The organism is Kribbella antibiotica (assembly GCF_004349055.1).
Lineage (GTDB): Bacteria > Actinomycetota > Actinomycetes > Propionibacteriales > Kribbellaceae > Kribbella > Kribbella antibiotica.
In genome coordinates, this window is the sequence record NZ_SMKX01000004.1 from 12,095 (window position 1) to 25,595 (window position 13,501).

General features: G+C 67.4%; 13 protein-coding genes. 7 read left to right on the forward strand and 6 right to left on the reverse strand.

Features of this window, described 5'->3' with window-relative positions; all coding sequences use genetic code 11:
* Window positions 1-25 precede the first annotated feature (25 nt).
* Complete coding sequence (locus E1263_RS02095) at window positions 26-547, forward strand: DUF2087 domain-containing protein (protein ID WP_238161039.1); 522 nt, start codon at window positions 26-28, stop codon at window positions 545-547.
* 446 nt (window positions 548-993) lie between these two features.
* On the opposite strand, the gene E1263_RS02100 is transcribed toward E1263_RS02095, so the two are convergent.
* Window positions 994-3,720 (reverse strand): bifunctional acetate--CoA ligase family protein/GNAT family N-acetyltransferase, encoded by a 2,727-nt coding sequence (locus E1263_RS02100; RefSeq protein ID WP_132164730.1) that lies wholly within the window; start codon window positions 3,718-3,720, stop codon window positions 994-996.
* 40 nt (window positions 3,721-3,760) lie between these two features.
* On the opposite strand from E1263_RS02100, the gene E1263_RS02105 reads away from it, so the two are divergent.
* Entirely contained in the window at window positions 3,761-4,807 is a 1,047-nt protein-coding gene (locus E1263_RS02105; RefSeq protein WP_238161040.1) for an ArsB/NhaD family transporter, read from the forward strand.
* A 10-nt stretch (window positions 4,808-4,817) separates the two neighbouring features.
* On the forward strand, window positions 4,818-6,542 hold the full coding sequence (locus E1263_RS02110) for an AMP-binding protein (RefSeq protein WP_132164734.1): 1,725 nt from the start codon (window positions 4,818-4,820) through the stop codon (window positions 6,540-6,542).
* Here E1263_RS02110 and E1263_RS02115 read toward each other — a convergent pair.
* Complete coding sequence (locus E1263_RS02115) at window positions 6,531-6,821, reverse strand: hypothetical protein (protein WP_132164736.1); 291 nt, start codon at window positions 6,819-6,821, stop codon at window positions 6,531-6,533. The genes E1263_RS02110 and E1263_RS02115 overlap by 12 nt on opposite strands.
* A 73-nt stretch (window positions 6,822-6,894) precedes the next feature.
* On the opposite strand from E1263_RS02115, the gene E1263_RS02120 reads away from it, so the two are divergent.
* Window positions 6,895-7,662 (forward strand): ABC transporter permease, encoded by a 768-nt coding sequence (locus E1263_RS02120; protein ID WP_132164738.1) that lies wholly within the window; start codon window positions 6,895-6,897, stop codon window positions 7,660-7,662.
* Window positions 7,659-7,904, forward strand: a complete 246-nt coding sequence (locus E1263_RS02125; RefSeq protein WP_132164740.1) for a DUF2630 family protein — start codon at window positions 7,659-7,661, stop codon at window positions 7,902-7,904. The genes E1263_RS02120 and E1263_RS02125 overlap by 4 nt, the downstream gene beginning before the upstream one ends.
* Here the strand turns inward: E1263_RS02125 and E1263_RS02130 are convergent.
* Genes E1263_RS02130 through E1263_RS02145 form a run of 4 tightly spaced genes read right to left on the reverse strand, consistent with a single transcriptional unit; the run spans window position 7,901 to window position 10,654 of the window.
* Window positions 7,901-8,323 carry a TIGR03667 family PPOX class F420-dependent oxidoreductase gene (locus tag E1263_RS02130; protein WP_132164742.1) on the reverse strand — a complete coding sequence of 141 codons (423 nt, stop codon included), beginning with the start codon at window positions 8,321-8,323 and terminating at the stop codon, window positions 7,901-7,903. The genes E1263_RS02125 and E1263_RS02130 overlap by 4 nt on opposite strands.
* A gap of 17 nt (window positions 8,324-8,340) precedes the next feature.
* Window positions 8,341-8,742 carry a CoA-binding protein gene (locus E1263_RS02135; RefSeq protein WP_202868681.1) on the reverse strand — a complete coding sequence of 134 codons (402 nt, stop codon included), beginning with the start codon at window positions 8,740-8,742 and terminating at the stop codon, window positions 8,341-8,343.
* Window positions 8,743-8,756: 14 nt separating this feature from the next.
* A complete protein-coding gene (locus E1263_RS02140) occupies window positions 8,757-9,410 on the reverse strand; it encodes a response regulator transcription factor (RefSeq protein ID WP_132164746.1) in 654 nt (217 codons plus the stop codon).
* The gene (locus E1263_RS02145) at window positions 9,392-10,654 is read right to left on the reverse strand and encodes a sensor histidine kinase (protein ID WP_238161041.1); all 1,263 of its coding nucleotides are present in this window, start codon (window positions 10,652-10,654) and stop codon (window positions 9,392-9,394) included. Before E1263_RS02145 ends, E1263_RS02140 begins: the two co-directional genes overlap by 19 nt.
* Before the next feature lie 121 nt (window positions 10,655-10,775).
* On the opposite strand from E1263_RS02145, the gene E1263_RS02150 reads away from it, so the two are divergent.
* On the forward strand, window positions 10,776-11,543 hold the full coding sequence (locus E1263_RS02150; RefSeq protein ID WP_132164750.1) for an ABC transporter ATP-binding protein: 768 nt from the start codon (window positions 10,776-10,778) through the stop codon (window positions 11,541-11,543).
* A complete protein-coding gene (locus E1263_RS02155) occupies window positions 11,543-13,486 on the forward strand; it encodes an FtsX-like permease family protein (protein WP_132164752.1) in 1,944 nt (647 codons plus the stop codon). Before E1263_RS02150 ends, E1263_RS02155 begins: the two co-directional genes overlap by 1 nt.
* Window positions 13,487-13,501 lie beyond the last annotated feature (15 nt).

Sequence of the window (13,501 nt, forward strand, 5' to 3'; positions counted from 1 at the left end):
TGCCACCGACATTAGCTTGGCTGTTATGGCTTCTTTGGCAATGAATACCGATCAGCTCTGCGGTCTACTGGCCGAGCCCTCCCGACTGCGTACCTACTCCGCCGTAGTCCTCGGCGCCACCACCCCCGACCAGGTCGCCGGCGCAACTGGACTATCTGGTGCCACAGTCGGCAAGGCCCTCCAGAAGCTGATCAAGTCCGGCCTCATCACCGCCGCCCCTGCGCTACAAGCCGATGAAGACGCCTTCAAGAACGCCGTCCGAGCTCAGCGTCCGTCCTGGACGCCTCTCGACGACGACCCCGAGCGGGACGCCGTCCTCAAGGCGTTCATCCGAGACGGCCGGCTCACCCACTTCCCGACGCACCCGGAGAAGTTGCAGGTCGTGCTGGAGCACATCGCCACCACCTTCGAGCCCGGTCGCGACTACCCCGAGCCCGAAGTCAACGAACTCCTCAACCGCTGGCACCCCGACCACGCGGCCCTCCGTCGCGAACTGGTCGAGGCCGAACTGCTCGCCCGAACCGACAGCATCTACCGCCGCGACTGATGCTTTTGCTTTCCCTACGAAAATAGCGGCGCTCTCCAGCGGTTACTCAAGAGCTCTTGTACAAAGCGCATTGTTAAGCACTTCGAGCCTCTCTAGGCGGTCCGCTCTGCTCAACCACTGAGCGTGAGGACTGAGCCGCCGGCAACCCCTCGCAGCCAACCCGCCTCTCACACTCGACTCAACGCTCCCCCACTCACCACACAGGGTGGCGCCACTCGCCGCGCCCTCCCCCTCCCCCACGCCCGAGGGCGCTCGCCGAGTGAACCCACTGTGCCGAGTGGAAGCACCGTGTCGCCAGCAAACGTTTACCGGCGACACGGTCCGCACACTCGACGAGCACAATCCCGTTCACTCGCCCACTGGGTTCACTCGACGCAAGATTCCAGCGCCCGGTGGGTTCAGTCGGTCCCGCGCCCGGTGGGTTCAGTCGGCAGGGAGCGCGGGGCTCAGGTGAGGCGGCGTACGGGGGTGTCTTGGCGGGGCTTCTCGTTCGGGGCGATGCGGATTGCCGCGTCCAGCACGGTCGCCCCCTGGATTGCGACCAGGATGGAGCGGAGGTCGAGCTTCACGACCTCTTCCAGGTCGAGGGTCAGGCGAGAAACGCGGTGCAAGAGGTTCTCGATCGCAGCGATATCTGCAGGATCGGTGCCGCGGTAGCCGTAAAGCAGCGGCGCGGCCCGGACCTCGCGGACCATCTCGGCGGCGTCGCGAGTGGTCAAGGGCGGCATGCGATAGGAGCGGTCGCCCAAAAGGTCCGTGGCAACGCCGGACAGGCCGAACGTGACCACCGGGCCGAAGGAGACATCCTCCAGCGCCGAGATGACCACGGGAACTCCGACCGGCGCCATCTTCTGTACGACGAATTGCGCGCGCCCCGGATCCGAAGCCACCCCGAAGGTGCGCGTCATCTCGCCCCAGGCAGCCCGCATGTCGTCCTCGTCGTGGATGTGGCGCCAGATGTCCGCTAGGTCAGGGCGCATCCGCCACTGCTCAGCGGTCGCCTTCAGGATCACCTCGAAGCCAAGATCCGCCGCCCGCGCCACCGCCTCATCAGCGCTCAGCACGGGGAACGCCGGCAGGACCGAGATCCCGTAGAAGCTCAACAGCAGCTGCCGATCCGAGTCGTCCAGATCAGCACCCTTCGGATGCCGCTGCAGGTACTCGGCCACGAAGTCCTCAGCACCGGACGTGTTCACATCCGGCAGATCCGGTACGCCGCTATCCGACCGCCGGCGCCATTCCGCGTACTGGGTCGCCTTGGCCAGCGCACCGACGGCGTACTGCGGGTTGAGGAACGACGGGATCGACCCCCGCGCTGCTCCCCCGTCGCCATCCGGGACCTGCAGTTCCTTAGGCACACTCCGCGAGGCGAGGAACGTCGACACCACCGGCTTGTCAGACCCCGCCGCAGCAGCAGCCAGTACGGCGGCCACCTCGGCGCCGCCTGATTGCACCGGCGGCGTGTAGATGACCACGACCGAGTGCACCCGCTCATCGGCGAACACCTCAGCCAGAGCCGCACCGAAGTCCGCAGCCGCCGCATCCGGACTCAGATTGCGCGGCTCCCCCGCCACCTGCAACCCGACCTCGGCCATGGTGTCCAGAGCAAGCAAAGTGAGCGCATCGGAGTTGCTGACGATCGCGACCCGCCGCCCCTTCGGCAACGGCTGGTGCGCGAGCAGCTGAGCCACGTCGAACAGCTCACCCGTGGTGTCGACGCCGATCAGGCCGCTCTGCCGGAACATCGAATCGATCGTTGCAGCCGGCAACTTGCTCCGCCGTACGAGCTGGCCTACCGGCACACCCTGCGTCGCGCGCCCGGACTTCAGCGCCACCACCGGCTTGCGCCCGGCGAGCCGCCGCGCGACCCGGCTGAACTTGCGTGGGTTACCCAAGGACTCCAGGTAAAGCAGCACGACCTCTGTCGCCTCGTCGGAGTACCAGAACTGCATCAGGTCGTTGCCTGAGACATCGGCCCGGTTGCCCGCCGACACGAAACTCGACAGTCCAACGCCACGAGTCGCCATGTCGGCCAGAATCGGCACCCCGAGCGCACCCGACTGGCAGAAGAACGCCACCCGCCCGCGGCTGGGCATCGTCGGCGACAGCGTCGCGTTGAGCGACACACCCGCCGCGGTGTTGATCAGCCCGAGGGCGTTCGGCCCGATCACCCGCATGCCATAAGAGCGCGCCAGTCCAACCAGCTGCCGCTGCAGCTTGCGCCCCTCGTCACCGACCTCGGCAAACCCACTCGAGACCACGACCAGCCCGCGCACGCCCTTCGCGGCGCAGTCCAGCACGACATCGGCGACCTTGTCGGCGCGGATCGCCACGATCACCAGGTCGACCGTGTCCGGCACATCGCGAATGGTCGGGTAGACCGGAACGCCCTCGAAGTCCTCCGCCGAGGTGTCCGCATTGATGGCGTACATCCGGCCCGAGAACCCGCTGTCGCGCAGGTTGCGCAGGAGCGCGTTCCCGATCGTCCCCTCGCGCCGGCTCGCGCCGATCACCGCGACACTGGCCGGCGTCAGCAGCCGCGCGATCGACAGCGCCTCGGACCGCTGCTCGCGCGCCTGCATCACCCCGAACGACGTGTCGGTCGGCGCGATGTCGAACTCGACCATGATCACGCCGTCCTCGAATTCGCGCGCGACCTTGTAGCCGGCCTCGGTGAAGACGGTGATCATCTTGCGGTTGTCCGGCAGCACCTCGGCGACGAACCGGGTGATCCCGTTCTCCCGGGCCGCCTGGGCCAGGTGCTCCAGCAGCAGTTGCCCGAGGCCCCGGCCCTGGTGCGCATCCTCGATCAGGAACGCCACTTCCGCCGTACGGCGGCCTGTTCGTTCGTACCGGCCGACGCCGATCATCTCGTTGCCCACGGTCACGATCAGCGCGAGCCGGTCGTGGTAGTCGACCTGGGTGAACCGCGCCACGTCACGGTCGGACAACTGGGGGTAGGGGGCAAAGAACCGGTAGTACTTCGACTGCTCCGAGACGCGGGCGTAGAACTCGACCAGCAGGTCGGCGTCGCTCGGCGTGATCGGCCGCAGGCGCGCTGTGGCGCCGTCGCGGAGGACCACATCTGCCTCGAAGTCCACCGGGTAATCGGCCGGAGCCTGCACGGCATACTGTGCAAGCTGTCCAGCTGACGTGTCATCCGGCGAGGTCACCTAGTCAGCGTACTCAACACATCTGACAGGAGACGGCGAATTGGTCGAGCGGATCACACCAGTACTGGTGTTTCTGATCGCAGTGACCGTCATCGCCGAGCTGGCCGACAAGGCCAAGGTCTTCGATGTGGCTGCCCGCGAGGCCGCTCACCTGGCTCGTGGGCGGGTCTGGCGGCTCTGGCTCCTGGTAGTCGTGCTAGCCACCGGGCTCACCATCGTGCTCTCCCTCGACACCTGCGCGGTCCTGCTGACCCCGGTTGTCCTGGCGATGGCCCGGCAGCTCGACATCCCGCCGAAGCTGTTCGCATTCACCACGGTCTGGCTAGCCGGTACGGCGTCCCTCCTGCTGCCGGTGTCGAACCTCACGAACCTCCTCGCGCTGCACCAGTTCCGCCAGCTGGATGCGTCGTACCTGTCCGTCAGCTGGCGCCCTGCGATCGCAGCGATCGTCATCACGGTCGTCGTGCTCGCGGCGCTGTTCTACAAAGACCTCGGCCGCTCGTACGACGTACCGGCGGCTCCGGCGGTTGAGGACAAGGTGCTGTTCTGGACGGCGACCGGTGTCTGCGTAGCGCTCGGACCGGCGTTTGTGTCGGGCATCGAGGTCGCGTGGCCGGCAAGTATCGGTGCGCTCATTCTGGTCGTGTTGTTCGCCGTCCGCCGCCGCAGTGAGCTGCACTGGCGGCTCATCCCGGCGAAGCTCGTTGTCGGCGTCGTCATACTGTTCGCCGTCGTTGCCTTCCTCACCGATCACGGTCTGGAGGAGGTGCTTCGCCAGGTTGCCGGAACCAGCTCTGACCTGCGTCTTAGTGCCACGGCGGCGCTGGGAGCCAACCTGTTCGACAACCTCCCCGCCTACCTGGCCATGGAGCCCGTCGCGGCCGCCGACCCGCAGCGGATGGGTGCGCTGCTGATCGGCGTCAACACCGGCTGTCTGCTCACTCTGTGGGGCTCACTGGCCACCCTGCTGTGGCGCGCTCGCTGCAAGGCGGCCGGGGTCACCATCAGCTGGTGGTCCTTCCTGTGGCGCGGCCTCACCCTCACACCGCTCGTGATCGCAGGCTCAGTACTCGTACTGAATGGGTAATGTGCGGGACATGAGCGATGTCGAGAGCACCGAGCAGAGCACGGCGCAGGTGACGCGCGAGTTCCGGACAGCGCGGGACTTCCTGGTGGCCTACCGCGAGGACTACGAGACGGCATACCGGGATTTCAAGTGGCCGGTGTTCGAGCGGTTCAACTGGGCACGGGACTGGTTCGACGCGCTCGCAGTCGAGCAGGCCGAGGTGGCGGCGCTGACCATCCTCGAGGAGGACGGTGAGGTCAACTCGCGCACGTACGCCGAGCTGGCCGAGCGGTCCCGCAAGATCGCCGGCTGGCTGACCGAGGCCGGGCTGAAACCGGGTGACAGGGTGCTGATCGTGCTCGGCAACGTCGTACCGCTCTGGGAGACGATGCTCGCCTGTATCCGCGCCGGCGCAGTAATGATCCCGGCCACGACACTGCTCACCGACGCTGATCTAGCCGACCGGATTGCCCGCGGCAACGTTCGCGCGGTGGTGACCGCGAGCGGCGAGACCAGCCGGTACGACGGGATCGCGGATGACTGCATCCGGGTCGCTGTCGGGGAGCCGGTCGACGGCTGGCTGCACTACGACGACTACGAGTCGTACGACGGTCCTGTGCCAGACGTGGACACCGCTGCCGACGACTCGCTGCTGCTGTACTTCACCTCCGGTACGACGAGTCAGCCGAAGCTGGTTGAGCACACGCAGGTGAGCTATCCGGTCGGCCACTTGTCGACCATGTACTGGATCGGTCTGCAGCCCGGTGACGTGCACCTGAACGTGTCGTCGCCCGGTTGGGCCAAGCACTCGTGGAGCAACGTCTTCGCGCCCTGGAACGCCGGTGCGACTGTCTTCCTCTATAACTACGCGCGCTTCGACGCGGAGAAGATGCTGCGCGTCCTCCAGACGTATGGCGTCACCACCTTCTGCGCACCGCCGACTGTCTGGCGGATGCTCATCCAGGCGGACCTGTCCGCCGTAGAGGTCACCATCCGGGAGTGCATCTCGGCCGGTGAGCCGCTCAACCCTGAGGTGATCGAGCAGGTCCGCAACGCTTGGGGCGTCACCATCCGCGACGGCTACGGCCAGACCGAGACCACTGCGCAGATCGGAAACCCGCCCGGCCAAGAGGTCAAGCTCGGCTCCATGGGGCGTCCGCTGCCGGGCTATGCGATCGCACTGATCGACCCGACCACAGATGAGATCGGTGACGACGGAGAGATCTGCATCGAGCTCGCTCCCCCGCCCGTCCCGCTCATGCGCGGCTACCGCGACGCCACTGAGCTCACTGAAGAGGCCATGCGCAACGGCTACTACCACACCGGCGATGTTGCCAGCCGGGACTCCGACGGCTACATCACGTACGTCGGGCGCTCTGATGATGTGTTCAAGGCCAGTGACTACCGCATCTCGCCGTTCGAGCTCGAGTCCGTCCTGATCGAGCACCCGGCCGTAGCCGAGGCCGCAGTCGTCCCGTCACCGGATCCAGTCCGTCTGGCGGTCCCTAAGGCCTACGTGGTCCTGGCCGCCGGCCACGAGCCCACCCGTGAGCTCGCAGCCGACATCCTTCAGTTCTGCCGCGACCACCTGGCTCCGTACAAGCGCATTCGCCGCATCGAGTTCGCGGACCTGCCGAAGACCATCTCCGGCAAGATCCGCCGCGTAGAACTCCGCACCGACGAGGCCGCGAAGGTGTCGTCAGGTGAAGCCACCGAGCACGCGTACGACGAGGCAGACTTCCGATCAGTTCAGTAGGTAGGCGCTGATGACGGTGAGGTCGGTGACGGTCCCTGTCTTGTCGACGACGTGTCCCTTGAGCGAGATGTTCTTCGCGTCCTTCGGGGTCTCGAAGACGGCGAGGTAACGGCCGGTGCTGGTGCGGACGACCTTGGCGGGCTGCCAGGTGGTGCCGTCGTCACCTGACACCTGGACGCCGACAGTGCGCAGCTCCGGCAGGGTCGCGCCCGGTTGCGGGTCGACGACCAGCGGCAGCACAGTCACCGGTGTGCGCCGGACTGCGTTGGTCGCGTCCACGGTCGGGCGGAACCGCTGCCGAGAGAGCGCTCTCTAGACCTGTCATTAGATCCTGTGGTGTTCCAATGGGCAGATGTCCTTCCATCCCGGACTTGGCCTCGCTGCGGTTGTCGTCCTGCCGCTGCTGATCGTGATCGGTGTCGCAGGCTCCCGGTACGCCGGCCTGCGCCATGACAAGGGGATCGTCACCGCGGCGCTGCGCGCGGTGGTGCAGCTGGCGGCGGTCGGCCTGGTGATGGGGTTCGCGCTGCAGCACACGCTGGGCGCGATCGCCTTCGTGCTGCTGATGTTCGGCGTCGCCACGTTCACCAGTACGCGCCGGCTACACCAGACCGCCGTCGTACGGCATCAGTGGATGTACTGCGGTGCAGCGATCGGCGCAGGTGCTCTGAGCGTGCTGCTGATCCTCATCCTGCCCGGTGTGGTGCCGCGGAATCCAGGCACCATCCTGCCGATGGGCGGCATCATCGTGGGCGGTGCGATGACCGCCACCACGCTGGCCGGGCGCCGGGTGCTGAGCGAGTACGGCACCCGGTTCGGTGAGTTCGAGGCCGGTCTGTCGATCGGCCTGCTCCCCCGCGACGCCTTCAAGCTCGTCGTCGGCCCGGTCGCCGGAGACGCCCTCCTACCGGCTCTGGATCAGACCCGCACAGTCGGGCTCGTCTCGCTGCCCGGTGCGTTCGTCGGCATGGTCCTCGGCGGCGCCTCACCCGCCGCCGCGGCCGCGCTCCAGCTCGTCGTACTGATCGGGCTGATCGCCGCCGAAACGATCGCCATTCTGACCATCACAGAGCTGCTCTCCCGCTCGCAGCTTCCGGACGGGCGTACCGTTTCCTCATGACCGACAACAACATCTTCACCAAGATCGACGCCCTGGTGGCCGAGGAGCACGAGCTCCGCAGCAAACATGCTGCCGGCGAGATCAGCGACGGCGAGGAGCACGACCGCCTGAAGGCCCTAGAGGTCGAGCTGGACCAGTGCTGGGACCTGCTGCGCCAGCGCCGCGCCAAGCGGGAGTTCGGCGAGAACCCCGACACCGCCGAGGCCCGCCCGGCCTCGACCGTCGAGGGCTACCTGAACTAGAACCCTCGGAGCTTCTCCGGCGTGATGCGGATGACCACCGAGTACTCCGAGTGGAACTGCTCGGTGGTGTATCCGAGACCCGCCATGTCGTCGCTGTACTTCGCGTTGTAGATCGCGAGCGCTTCGCCAGACAGCGGCTCGGCGTCGATGGCCGCCGTACCGGAGATGACGCCGACGTCGCCGCCGCCGTGGGTGGCGTTGAAGTGCACGCTGACCCGGGGCTGGGCGGTGATGTTGTGCAGCTTGGCCTTGTGGCGCTGGCTGCTGATCAGCAGGTCGCCCTCGTGCCAGACGAACCAGACCGGGTTCGGTGCCGGTGTTCCGGACTTGCCGACGGTGGTCAGCCAGACCACTCGCTCGTCTTCCAGCTGCTTGCTGATCCGCTTGCCGAAGTCGGTGGACGTGTCGATCGAGAACATGCCGGGCCCCTAATTCGTCACGAAGGACCGAGACGCGCCCACTCGATCGCCGGGCAGTGGTTCATCACCATGGTGAGTCCCGCCGCGGTCGTGCGCGTGTAGGCGTCCTGGTCCACTACACCCAGCTGGAACCACACCGCCTGCGCATTGATTCCCACCGCTTGGTCCGCGATCTCACCGGCCAGCTCGGACCGCACGAACACGTCCACGCAGTCCACCGGGAACGGGATGTCGGCCAGACTCGCGTAGCCCTGCTCCCCGTGCACGGCCTCGGCCGACGGGTGCACCGGCACGATCCGCTTGCCCTGTCCCTGCAGGAACCGCGCCACGCCGTACGCCGCTCGGTCGGTGTTGTTCGACAGCCCGACCACAGCCCATGTGTCACAGTCGGCCAGGATCTTCCGGATGTCAGCGTCCATACCCAAATGGTCCCTCAGCCACGCAAATACGTGAGCACTGCGGAGACCCGGCGGTCCAGTCCGTCGTCCAGCTGCAGCTTGGCGAAGATGTTGCCGACATGCTTCCGTACGGCGGCCTCGCTCACCACGAGCTGTTGCGCGATCGCGCCGTTCACCCGGCCCTCGGCCATCAGCCCCAGCACCTCCAGCTCCCGCGGAGTCAGCGCAGCGAGCGGTCCGTCGTTCCGGCGTCGTGAGAGCAACTGCCGAACCACCTCAGGGTCGACCACCGTGCCACCGGACGCCACGCGGTCCAGCGACTCCAAGAACTCCGCCACGTGACCGACCCGGTCCTTGAGCAGGTAGCCGATCCCACCGGTCGTTGACTCAAGCAACGACGACAGATAGGCATCGGCGACGTACTGGGAGAGCACCACGATGCCGATCGTCGGGAACTCAGCGCGGATGGCGGCAGCCGCGCGCAGTCCCTCGTCGCTGTGCCCGGGCGGCATCCGTACGTCGGTGATGACGAGGTCCGGCGGCTCTTTGCGGACCACTGCGAGCAGGGTGTCCCCGTCGCCCACACTGTCGCGTACCTCGTGCCCGGCGCGATCCAGAATGCTGGCCAGTCCCTCACGCAGCAGCAGCGAGTCTTCGGCCAGCACAATGCTCAGTCGCCGAGTCGGCACGGGCACTCCATTCGCAGTCGGGTCGGCCCACCGGGTGGGCTGTCGACGACGAGTGTGCCGCCCAGGGCGTCCAACCTGGTCACCAGCCCGGTCAATCCGCTGCCCGCACCGACCGTCGCGCCACCCACACCGTCGTCGGTGACGCTGAGGACCAACATGTCACCCTCTCGCCGGCCCCACACCTGGCAGGTCCTGGCCTGCGCATGCTTGGCGACGTTGGACAGCGCCTCACTGGCCACGAAGTACGCCGCAGCCTCGATCGGCGGTGGCAGCCGGGAGTCGAGCGTCACCGAGACGCTGGTTGGCAGCGGACTGCGGTCGGCCACCTCCCTGATGGCCGCCTCCAGGCCCAGGTCGATCAGCACTCGTGGGTGGATGCCACGCACAGCCTCCCGCAGATCAGCCAGCGCCGCCTCCGCCTCGGAGTGCGCCTTCACCACGAGCCGCCGCCCCTCCCCCTCCGGCAGGTCGAGCTCAGCCAGCCCCAGCGTCATGGTCAGCCCGACCAGCCGCTGCTGTACGCCGTCGTGCAGGTGCCGCTCGATCCGCGCCCGCTCGGTCTCGAACGCGTCGACCAGGTCCAGCCGTGAGCGGCGCAGCTCGGCAACGTTCCGCTGTAGCTCCTCCTGTCGCGGGCCGAGCATCGCCTTGGCCAGCGACGCCTCCGCCGCAGCCAGTACGCCGACCAGGTAGGAGCTGACCACGTAGAACACCGGACCGAACGTGACAGCGAAGAGCAGCCCTTCCCCAACCGTGTCCAGCGTCCAGGGACCCATGCCCACCTCTTCGGTGTCGGCCAGGATCGGACTGACGAGGGTGATCCCGAGCGCCGTGGCGCTGATCCCAGCCACAGCCGCACTGAACGGCCACACCAGCAGACCGAGCAGGAAGCCGTAGCCGAGCTCCCGCATCGACGCCTGCTCGCGGCGGCGGAACTTGAGCTTCTCCCGGAGCGTCAGCGACACCGGTGTCACCGCATGCGGGCTCTTGATGCCGTCCAGCAACATCAGCCCAGCCCGCCAGCGCTCGGCCCGGCCGATCACCACACCGGTCAGCGGGAACACCGGTAGCAGCAAGATGCCGATCACAATCGGGCTCAGCACCGCACTGGTCGCCGCGAGACCGATCAGCACGCAGATGGTCACCAGACCGACCGGGACCGAGGTGAACAGGTACAGGTACGCACGCCACGGCCACGACGACACCAGGAAGCGCGGGGATGCCAGCGCTTGCCAGCCCGTCATTGGTCTCTCCACGCCGCCAACCCTAGGTCCGGTGCGGCCTCCTGAGCGGTAGCGTGCGCGCTACTCCGGGTCTCTTGTGTAAGCCCGCGTGCGCGGGGCCATCCAGCGGTTGGCTGGTTCCATGACCGCAACAGCGCCCTCGTACCCCAGCGTCGTACCGGAGTCTGCACCTGCACTGGTGCTCGACGGGATCACCAAGACCTACCGCTCCAAGGCCGGGGCGGTCGACGCCCTGCGTGGCGTCACCTACCACTTCCCGCGGGGCTCGTTCACTGCGGTGATGGGCCCGTCTGGCTCCGGCAAGTCGACCCTGCTGCAGTGTGCGGCCGGACTCGACCAGCCGACGACAGGTGTCGTCGTACTGGGCGGTGTGACCCTGCGAGGGCTCAGTGAGGTCGCTCTGACCAAGCTGCGGCGCGAGGAGATGGGCTTCGTCTTCCAGGCGTACAACCTGCTGCCATCGCTGACCGTGTACGACAACGTGGCGTTGCCGCTGCGGCTGACCGGTAAGCGCCCGCAGCGCGCCGAGGTTCACGCCGTACTGGAGCAGGTCGGGCTGGGTGACAAGGTCAAGCGGCGGCCGGCCGAGCTGTCCGGTGGACAGCAGCAGCGAGTGGCGATCGCCCGCGCGCTGATCACGCGGCCGTCGGTGTTCTTCGCGGACGAGCCGACCGGCGCGCTGGACAGCAACAGCAGCCGGCAGGTGCTGAGCTTGTTGCGCGAGGCAACTGATCGAGCCGGGCAGACGGTGGTCATGGTCACCCACGATCCGGTGGCGGCGGCGTACGCCGAACGCGTGGTCTTCCTCTCCGACGGGTTGATCGCCGGGCACCTCGACCGCGGCACACCGGGCCAGATCGCCGCTGCCATGAGCGATTTGGAGCGCTGATGTTCTTCCTGAGCAGTCAGACAATCCGGCGCCACAGACACCTGTACGCCGGTTCGTTCGTGGCGCTGGCGGTGGGCGTATTCCTGCTCGGGCTGGCTGCGACCGCTACCGCTGCGACCATCGCGCATGGCACCGCCAACCTCGTGAGTATCACCGTCACGACGCTTGGGGACGCTGACGCGGCTCCGCGGCCAGTGAAGGTGCCAATGTCCGGTGAGGACGTGTCGGGGCTGCAGGTCGTCCTCAGCCTGGTCGGGACGATCAGTGGGTTCATCACGATCTTCGTCATCGCCAGCACCTTCGCGTTCGCCGTCGCCTCGCGGCGGCAAGAGCTCGGGTTGCTCAGGCTGATCGGTGCGACTCCCCGACAGGTCCGGCGGATGATCATCGGTGAAGCGCTGGTGGTCGCTGTGGCTGCTTCGCTCACCGGTGCGCTCCTGGCCCAGCTAGCTACTCCCCTGCTGCTCAGCCAGGCGTCGTACACGGAGCTTGCGCCGGTGAAGCTGGAGCCGGCGTCGCCGTGGGTGCCGCTGGCCATCGCGGTCGGCATCGGGCTGGTAGTCGCGATGCTCGGCGCACGGTCCGCTGCTCGGCGCGCTGGGCGGGTCGGTCCGATCGATGCGCTGCGGGAGGCGTCGCTGGAGTCAGCACGGATCGGTCCGGTGCGAGTGATCTTCGGACTGCTGTTCCTGGCCGGGGCGATCGCCATGCTGGCACTGATCCGGCCGTCGAGCGGTGAGGGCGTCGTACCGCTGTCGATGTTCACCCCGATGGTTCTGGTGGTCGCACTGACCCTGCTGGCGCCGCTCATCGTCCCGCTGCTCGGACGGCTGTGGGCGATGCCCCTGGTCGCCTGGACGCACGTGAGCGGGCGGCTCGCCCGCAGCAACGTGATCGCGACCCCACGCCGCAGCGCCTCGCTGGCCGCGCCGATCCTGGCGATCTCCGCAGTGGCCGGCTCCATGGTCTTGAGCCTCAGCTTCGCCGCCGACAGTGCCGCCGCAACCATCCGCGACACCCTGCGCGCACCCATCGTCGTGACTGCTCAGAGCATGCCGACCGTGTCAGGGGTTGGCGCAGTGGATGCGGGGTTGCCAGTGCAGTTCGTGCGCGCCGGCGCCGAGGATGCGCAGCTTGAGGACGCCGAGGGGATCGACCCGGCGATCGCATCCCAGACCCGAGCGCTCACACCGCTCTCGGGCGATCTCAGCCAGCTCACCGGCAACACGGTCGCGGTGAGCAAACAGATGGCCGGGTTCGAGCACTACCAGGTTGGCGATGAGGTTCCGGCGACGTTCCTCGACCACCAGGCCGTGAAGCTGCGGATCGTCGCCATCGTGCCGGACGGTCTCGGCGTGAACCCCGACTTCCTCCTCCCCCTCGACCTGGTCCGACAGCACAACCCCACCGCCAAACCGGAGCGACTGTTCGTCCAGCCCGCACCAGGCGTCGACCCGACTGAACTCGTCACGCGGCTAGAGCACGCCGTACTGGCGACTGCTTGGGAGGCTGACCAGGCCGACGGCGTTCGGCAGGGCAACCAGCTCGGGCTGGTCCTGCTGCTCGGCCCGGCCGCCTTCTACAGCGCGATCGCGATCGCCAACACCCTGCTGATGGGCAGTCTGCAGCGGCGGCAGGAGTTCGTCACGTCGCGACTCCTCGGTGCCACCCCGAACCAGATCCGCCGGATGGTCCTGTGGGAGTCCTCGCTGGTCGGGCTGGTCGCTCTCAGCCTCGGTACGGCGATCACTGTCACCGTCGGGATCCTCATCCGGCACGCGATGACCGCGGGCGTGGCCGACGTACCGGTGACCGTTCCCTGGGGCATCCTGCTGGGGATCGGCGGACTCTGTCTGACCCTCGCGGTAGGGTCCGCCTTGGCTCCGACCTCCTACATCCTGCGGGTCGTGAGTCAGGAAACTGTCGTTCACCAGCGACAATGAGGGCCACCGTTCGAC